We start from the raw sequence: 1078 nt of genomic DNA, 5'->3' as shown, positions 1-1078 counted from the left end.
ACCTTGTGCGAGGGAAATCATTTTCGTTTTATAGAGGAAAGGTAAGAAAAAAATAATAAAAGTGCTCAGAAATTTATATATTTTGCTCATCTCTATATGAATTTTCACAAAATATGATGAAATCAGCAGTCATCAAGTCGGGATTTCAGTCCAACTTGTCATTTAAGATTGCGATAATGAAGATACCTATTATGACTCATATACTTGAACCATATCCATTACCCCTTGTAAAGCTTATTTGGTAACCAAATAATGTTAATTTGGTTACCATTTTGATTGCAGTTTCAATAAAAAACCGTATCTTTGCAGAAGAAAGGTAGCACTTTCTTTGCATCGTAAACAAATATATAGAATTATGGTTGTAATTAGCACAAGAGACTTTCGCACTAATCAGACAAAGTATCTGAATTTGGCAAAAGCAGGAGAGCACGTAGTCCTAAAATCGCGTGCAGGAAATTTCCGCATCTTCCCCGATGACGGAAGTCATAGTATTGATTCATCGCGCGACTTGATGAAAGAACTCAGAAACGCTTTGACAGAGGTAAAGGAAGCCATTGCTGGAAAGCGTAAACTTCAATCTGCAGATAGTTTGCTTGATGAGTTGTAAAAAGGCAAAGGAAAATCAGGTGGAGCAAGAGTCATTACTTTCAATATTCTTACTGATGTAGAAAATGGTCAAGTTTAATATATAGCCAATGCCATCATAGCATGCTCAGACAAAGGGGGATATGTTAGATGGGGGTGAGTCGTGAGAATGAACCCCATCTTTTTGTATATATAAATAGGTTTATAGCCATTTCTTAGTAATACCTTCAATGATATTGACCAGAAATAACCATGACCAATGACCACTGTTCTAAAAAGTGATTATTCCGTTCATGGCATAAACAATGAAAGCCCCCAACTATCACAGCTGAGGGCTTGCTTTATGAAGACATACTATTAATTTAAACAGTTGAAAACTTTTATTATGATTTGCTTGAACGCAATATCTTTCCTTTATCCCACACAACTCGTTATGCCGAGCGTGGTTGCAAGCGCCGTTAAGACGCTGATGGCGATTTGAAGAATGGTCTTC

Annotated in this window: 2 protein-coding genes; one reads left to right on the top strand and one right to left on the bottom strand. The window is 36.5% G+C overall.

All coding sequences use genetic code 11. The features are described 5' to 3' along the window. The first annotated feature begins 355 nt into the window (after positions 1–355). Positions 356–607, top strand: a complete 252-nt coding sequence (locus DW917_RS16940) for a prevent-host-death family protein (RefSeq protein ID WP_118120551.1) — start codon at positions 356–358, stop codon at positions 605–607. Between the two features lie 392 nt (positions 608–999). On the opposite strand, the gene DW917_RS17480 is transcribed toward DW917_RS16940, so the two are convergent. Further along, a complete protein-coding gene (locus DW917_RS17480) occupies positions 1000–1071 on the bottom strand; it encodes a smalltalk protein (RefSeq protein WP_255415346.1) in 72 nt (23 codons plus the stop codon). Positions 1072–1078 lie beyond the last annotated feature (7 nt).

It is taken from the genome of Prevotella sp. AM42-24 (genome assembly GCF_003461825.1).
Classification (GTDB): Bacteria; Bacteroidota; Bacteroidia; order Bacteroidales; family Bacteroidaceae; genus Prevotella; species Prevotella hominis.
This window is presented reverse-complemented; position numbering and strand designations above follow the sequence as displayed.

Excerpts from the sequence above, each read along its gene's own strand:
- DW917_RS16940 (WP_118120551.1), top strand. The coding sequence starts at position 356 with ATGGTTGTAATTAGCACAAGAGACTTTCGCACTAATCAGACAAAGTAT.